Consider the following 5934-nt stretch of genomic DNA (forward strand, 5'->3'; position numbering starts at 1 on the left):
AACCTATTCCACCAATAACGGACAGTTTCGTGGCTGACATCGATCCCGCGTTCGTGAAGCAGGTCTTCGACATTCCGCAGCGAAAGTGGAAACCGAACGTACAGCATCACTGCAAGACGAATGATCTCGGGACTGGTTTTGAAGTATTTGAATGAGGCGGGTTTGGTCATGGAAGAAAGCTATGCGACCGCCCTACCCTGCTCAAGCCAAGTTATTCTGACAAGACCAAAGGGGAGCGTTTTTTCATCCCAAAACGCTACGAAACCGGCCTGCCCTGTTCAAGTCAGTTTCCTCTGACACTGCCGTGGCCACCGCTATTGTAATCTTTAGCTCTCCACAAGAGCAGATCGGGCGTGCCTCCATCTAATAGGTTATCAACATATGCGCGGCTGCACGGCCTGCCGCGTCGCCTGTGGCAAAGGCGGTGCCCATGACGCGGATCGATGCATAGGCACGTGGGTCCGCGCCTATTGTGCGCCCGGCAAAATACAGGTTGTCGATGCCCTTTGCGCGCAAGGCATCCAGTGGGATGGACGCCCATCCTTCTCCACCGACGGGCGTATAAACTGGCTTGCCCGGAATTGTATGATCTTCCATGGGCCAAGCCGCTTTTGCAACGCCGTCTTCGCGCTGACGCCCTGTTGCGATGTCCTCATAGGTCAGCTCATAGCGCGCGGCGGGATGGCGGCTTTCGCGGATGCCGATCTGGGGTCCGGTTTGTACGACATAGGCGTTTTGAAAGCCCGGAACATGGGCGCGCAAGAGCGCGACATAATCATAGGCTGCTTCGCGGGATGCCCTTTCCGCATTCGAAAAGCTGGTCGAGCTTAGGTCGTCCATCGGGTGGTCAAACATCATCCACCACATTTCTCCGGTGTTCGGGACGATGGTGAAAATGCCCCCGTCGTCTCGGGCAGAAGGCCAGTCACCTGCATAGGATTTGAACGCAGCTATGATGGCCTCTCGGTCGATGGGGATGTTTTGGTCACGACCGCCGATACGGATGGGCGCAGAGATCGCCTGTAATTTGCCGTCCAGATCGCCGGTCCGGCAGGGCACGCCCGCAACCAGCGACATATTGGCGTCACCCGTCGCGTCAACAAAGCTTTCGGCTGAAACACGGGTGCGACCGTCCATACCCGCCAGCGTCACGGATTGGATTTTGTCAGCTGTGCGGGTGGCAGCGGCGATGCGCGTGTGCAGCAGAACCTCGACGCCGTTGGCGGCAAGTACGCGGTCCAGCGCAAGTTTGACCGCTTCGGATTCTAGCAAGATGATCCAGTTCTGGGTGGTTGGCGATGAGAAAGGTGCGCAATCAAGACCCAGCCTGCGCAATTCATCCAAGACCAGATCGGCGGCTCCATCTACCGCCTTGATCGGTTCCGGCCCTTGTTGGAAAAAACCGCAATAGGCCAAGACTTGGGAGGTGGTCGCAGCACCGCCCAGAAAGCCGTATTTCTCGACCAGCAAAACCCGCGCACCTGCTTTGGCCGCCCCCAATGCCGCACCGACGCCGCCAGCCCCGCCGCCAGCGACAACGACGTCATAGTCGCATTCGGGCTTGCGCATCAGGTCCGCCAGCCAAGCAAGCGGCGCTCAAACATCCCGATGACACCGCTTAGAATGACACCCAAGAGCGACAGGATCACGACACCGACAAAGAGGCGTTCTAGATCGTAAAGCGAGCCTGCCTCAAGAATATAAGCGCCGATCCCGTATTCCGCGCCCAGCATTTCGGCGGCGACAAGCAAAATGATGGCGATGGCCAGACTGATCCGCAGGCCCGACAAGATGCCAGGCATTGCACCCGGCAACACGATTTTGCGCACGATTGACCACCACGACAGGCCAAAGCTTTGGCCCATTCGGATCAGCGTACGGTCGACATTATCAACCGCACCATAGGTGGCCACGACGGTCGGGGTAAACGTCCCAAAGGCGATCAGCGCGTATTTTGATCCCTCACCGATGCCGAACCAGATCACGAACAGCGGCAGCAGTGCGATTTTCGGAATTGGAAAGATCGCAGCCACAAGCGGCACAAGGCCAGAGCGCACATAGGAAAACAGACCGATCATGATACCGACGGCGATCCCGATGCTGGCACCGATTAGCGCACCGACAAACAGGCGCGACAGGCTGGGGATTAGATGCTTAAAGAGCAGCCCACTGCCATAAAGCTGGCGGAATGTGTCGAGCACATCTGACGGGCGTGGCAGCGACAGCGATGATATCCACCCCGCGCGCGTTCCCCATTCAACGAACAGGATTAGCGCGACAAATACCAATACCCCGACCCAACGGCGTGATTGTGGCGCAAAGCCACCACCGCGAAACACGACGGATTTTCCTGTATTATCCATGAAGCAACTCTGCATCGGCAGCCCGCGCTTCGTCGCGCATCAATTGCCATAGGTGTTTCTGGGCGCGGTCGAGGTCGACATCACCGAACGCGCGCTCGGCCAAGGGTTTATCAATTTCAACGATCTCACGGATTTGCCCCGGCCTACGGGACAGAACCACGACTTTATGTCCAAGGCGCACGGCCTCGGCCAAGTTGTGCGTGACGTAGACGGCGGTGAACGGCTTGCGTGTCCACAGCTCTACCAGATCATCCATCAACAATTCGCGGGTCTGACTGTCGAGCGCCGACAGCGGCTCATCCATCAGCATCACCGCGGGGTTCACAGCCAAGGCACGTGCGATGGCCACGCGCTGTTTCATGCCACCGGACAATTGCTTGGGCAATGCCTTGGCAAAATCGATCAGCTTGGTTCGCGCAAGGACATCGTCAATAATGGCTTTGGCGGCAGAGCCTTTGATACCGTGGTCCTCCAGCACCAATGAGATGTTGCCAGATACAGACCGCCACGGCAGCAGCGCAAAATCTTGGAAAATGTAAGTCAGCGGGTTCAAACACCCTTTGGGCGGTTCGCCCAGTTGCAAAACACGACCCAGTTTGGGCCTTTCCAACCCGCCAATAAACCGCAACAACGTGGATTTACCGCAGCCAGACGGGCCTACAATGCACACGATTTGACCGCTTGAAATATCCAGCGAGATGTCGCGCATGACTTCAAAATCGTCATAGGAATGGCCTATGCCATCCAGCCGAATATCCATAGGTATCCCTTTGCAACGAAAAGCGGGGCCAGCTTTGCGCCAGCCCCGCCTTGATAATTTAAGCGCCGATGATGTCCACGTAGGACTGATCAACCAGCTGATCAATCGAGATGCTCGCATCCACCAGATCCTCAGATTGGAACCAACTCAACTGATCCCGGATCGAGGCGATGTTTAGCGCAGCCCCTTTGTTGATGCGCATGGTGCCGTTGATGATCGAAGGTGCGGCTTTGGCCCGCTCGCGGTCTGTGTAGACGTACTTGTGGATCAGATCGACCATCGCGTCCTGATCGGCAGTGCCGTCTATCATCGCGGCGGCATAATCGTCTGCGCCCTTTGAGAACCCGTTCAAGAAGCTTTCGGTTTGGCCGCGTTCGTCCGCCGCATTTTTGGCGGATGTGAACACAGTCGTCACCTGATAATCGGGCAGATAATCCGCAACATTGCCGATGATATGCAGCGCGCCAGAGCCCGCCAAAGGCTTGGCGATGTGCGGCACGATGGACCAGCCGTCAACCTGACCAGATTTCATGGCACCAATGATCGCGCCGACTTTTTGCAGCGGCACGAACGACAGATCAATGCCTTCGGCCTGTGCCATCTTGGACCCCATGTAGTGGAAAGACGACCCAGGTTGTGTGACTGCATACCGTTTGCCGTCCAAAGCTGCACACGACGTTACACCCGCTTGGAATGCCGCGTCAGAGGCCAAGAATTTCTGGCCGTCAATGCCGTCTTCTTCGCTCAGCGCGCCACCGATGACTTTGATTGCACCCTTTTCAGCCAAGTTGATCAGACCGCCCGAGACAGCCGTGACCGCGTAGTCCACGTCGCCGGATGCAATCGCAACGGCCATTGGTGTGGCGGCTTGGAAGAATTCAAATTCGACGTTCAACCCAGCATCCGCGAAATATGCGCGCTCTTTTGCGATGAAGCTTGCGGAATGCGATGTGAACCGAAGCGCACCTACTTTGATTGTTTTATTTTGCGCATAAGCTGGAGCTGCAAGCCCGGCCGCCGCGACAGTGCCGCCCATGAGGGCCAGTGCCTTACGGCGATTTAGATGTGTCATGATATCCTCCCGATATGACAGTTCGTTGTATTTATTGTCGAAGCTCTGCTGCGACGTCTTCTTGTAATAGCGTTAATGCGTCCTCGGCCTGGCGCGCCAGAACCGCCTCAAGCAATCCTTTTTGTCGCCGTTGTCTCGCCGCCCAATCCAAGCGTCCTTCGCGCATTTGCTCCAAACGAAAGCGGCGGCTTTGATCAAAGAACTTGCGTTGCAAATCAATCAACCGCGGACTGTCGCAGGCGTCGGTCAGCGCAAAGGAAAAGGCGCGGCAGGCTTCATCCCATTCAAGTGCGATCAGATCGTCGGGGTTAGTTGCCGCCGCTGCCTCAGCCTTTTGCAAGGCGTGGTGCGCGGCCATAACACGGCCCTCCCACGCGATGTCGCCCAGCTCGATCGCGCGTGACAAGGCCAGCTTTTCGACCTCGCAGCGGACCATCGCGATATCGCGCACGTCGTCCTCAGTAGCCGAGGTGACGCGAAACCCACGTTGTGCGGTAGCCTCGACCAAGCCTTCGGTCGACAAGATACGCAACGTCTCGCGCATTGAATGGTTAGAGCCACCATAGCGGGTCCGCAGCTCGTTTATCTTCAGCTTTTGGTCGGGCAACAAAGTCCCGAACGCAATATCGCGGCGCAGTGACGAGGCCAGCAGCTCTACAATCGTGCTGTCATCCGATGACTTTCTAGAGAACATATTTAATACACCGCAAAAACAAAAACATTGGACATTTTAAGATATACACCCTCATTTATGTCAACCTTCATTTTTTGGCCGAGGATTAAAGTGGGTGTTACAGGTAAAACCAAGCTGTTTGCGATCATCGGGGATCCTGTCGAGGGAGTTGTATCCCCGCCTTCGATCAATGCGTGGTTTAACGCGAACGGCATTGACGCTTGCATGATGCCGTTGAACATCCCCGCAACGAACATCGCGAGTTTCTGGGATTTGCAGCGCGCGTCAAACAGCTTTCTGGGGTGCTCAATCACCTATCCACATAAGCAATCGGCATTTGCGCAGGTTGATACCCTGACCGCACGCGCCACCCGTTTGGGCGCGCTGAACACGGTGCGGCGCGAAGATGACGGATCGCTGTGTGGCGATGCAACTGACGGCACGGCGCTGTTGCAGGCTATTGCAGGGGCAGAGGTTGGCGTGTACGGGGCATCTGTTCAGATCAAAGGCGCCGGAGGGGGCGCAGGCCGTGCCATCGTCGACGCCCTTTGCCAAGCGGGAGCGGCGCAAGTGATCCTTGAAGACGCAGACGAAACGCGACTGGCGCAGACCGTTTCTTTGGTCGAACGGTTCTGGCCAAACACTTCGATCGGCGACGGTGGCCCCGCAGACATTCTGATTGATGCAACCCCGAATGGGAAAAATGCAAACGCCGCGCCTCTGTTCTCCCTTCACGTTGTATCAAGTTGTAAAGCAGTCTGTGATATTGCTGGTCAGCACGGGGAAAGCCAGTTTTTGAAAACCGCGGAACAGATGAAGAAAATCGCAATCGATGCGGAGGACATGGGGCGCTGCCAAGTCGAGGCCCAGATGGCGTTTCTTTTCCGAGATTGAAACGCTTTGTTGACTACTTCTTGAAAACTGGAGTGTCGGTCGTCAGAGTTTTTGGAACCAATGGCGACCTAAACTAAGAGAGAGTTTGGCTCATCTTGTTGGTTTGATTATGCGGCGCGTTGTCTGTGTTGCAAGCGGCGCGCTTCGAGCGTCTTTCGTTTGATCCTTTCCC

Annotated in this window: 6 protein-coding genes and 1 pseudogene; 1 reads left to right on the forward strand and 6 read right to left on the reverse strand. The window is 56.3% G+C overall.

The window, feature by feature from the left end; all coding sequences use genetic code 11:
• From ABJD00_RS03950 to ABJD00_RS03975, 6 genes and pseudogenes are all read right to left on the reverse strand, one after another.
• Positions 1-170, reverse strand: a pseudogene (locus ABJD00_RS03950) (IS6 family transposase); the annotation flags it as partial.
• 193 nt (positions 171-363) lie between these two features.
• The gene (locus ABJD00_RS03955; RefSeq protein WP_348410089.1) at positions 364-1569 is read right to left on the reverse strand and encodes an FAD-dependent oxidoreductase; all 1206 of its coding nucleotides are present in this window, start codon (positions 1567-1569) and stop codon (positions 364-366) included.
• A complete protein-coding gene (locus tag ABJD00_RS03960) occupies positions 1569-2363 on the reverse strand; it encodes an ABC transporter permease (RefSeq protein ID WP_348410091.1) in 795 nt (264 codons plus the stop codon). The genes ABJD00_RS03955 and ABJD00_RS03960 overlap by 1 nt, the downstream gene beginning before the upstream one ends.
• Complete coding sequence (locus tag ABJD00_RS03965; protein WP_348410093.1) at positions 2356-3123, reverse strand: ABC transporter ATP-binding protein; 768 nt, start codon at positions 3121-3123, stop codon at positions 2356-2358. The genes ABJD00_RS03960 and ABJD00_RS03965 overlap by 8 nt, the downstream gene beginning before the upstream one ends.
• Positions 3124-3181: 58 nt before the next feature.
• Positions 3182-4195 (reverse strand): ABC transporter substrate-binding protein, encoded by a 1014-nt coding sequence (locus ABJD00_RS03970; RefSeq protein WP_348410095.1) that lies wholly within the window; start codon positions 4193-4195, stop codon positions 3182-3184.
• A 31-nt stretch (positions 4196-4226) separates the two neighbouring features.
• Entirely contained in the window at positions 4227-4889 is a 663-nt protein-coding gene (locus ABJD00_RS03975; RefSeq protein WP_348410097.1) for a GntR family transcriptional regulator, read from the reverse strand.
• A gap of 90 nt (positions 4890-4979) precedes the next feature.
• Here ABJD00_RS03975 and ABJD00_RS03980 point away from each other — a divergent pair, with 90 nt between their 5' ends.
• Positions 4980-5762: a shikimate dehydrogenase family protein gene (locus ABJD00_RS03980; RefSeq protein ID WP_413853598.1), complete on the forward strand. Its 783-nt coding sequence runs from the start codon at positions 4980-4982 to the stop codon at positions 5760-5762.
• Positions 5763-5934: the final 172 nt, after the last annotated feature.

Source organism: Tateyamaria sp. (assembly GCF_039945315.1).
GTDB lineage: Bacteria > Pseudomonadota > Alphaproteobacteria > Rhodobacterales > Rhodobacteraceae > Tateyamaria.

Coding starts and splice junctions, on each gene's coding strand:
- ABJD00_RS03955 (WP_348410089.1), bottom strand. CDS start 1,569: ATGCGCAAGCCCGAATGCGACTATGACGTCGTTGTCGCTGGCGGCGGG.
- ABJD00_RS03960 (WP_348410091.1), bottom strand. CDS start 2,363: ATGGATAATACAGGAAAATCCGTCGTGTTTCGCGGTGGTGGCTTTGCG.
- ABJD00_RS03965 (WP_348410093.1), bottom strand. CDS start 3,123: ATGGATATTCGGCTGGATGGCATAGGCCATTCCTATGACGATTTTGAA.
- ABJD00_RS03970 (WP_348410095.1), bottom strand. CDS start 4,195: ATGACACATCTAAATCGCCGTAAGGCACTGGCCCTCATGGGCGGCACT.
- ABJD00_RS03975 (WP_348410097.1), bottom strand. CDS start 4,889: ATGTTCTCTAGAAAGTCATCGGATGACAGCACGATTGTAGAGCTGCTG.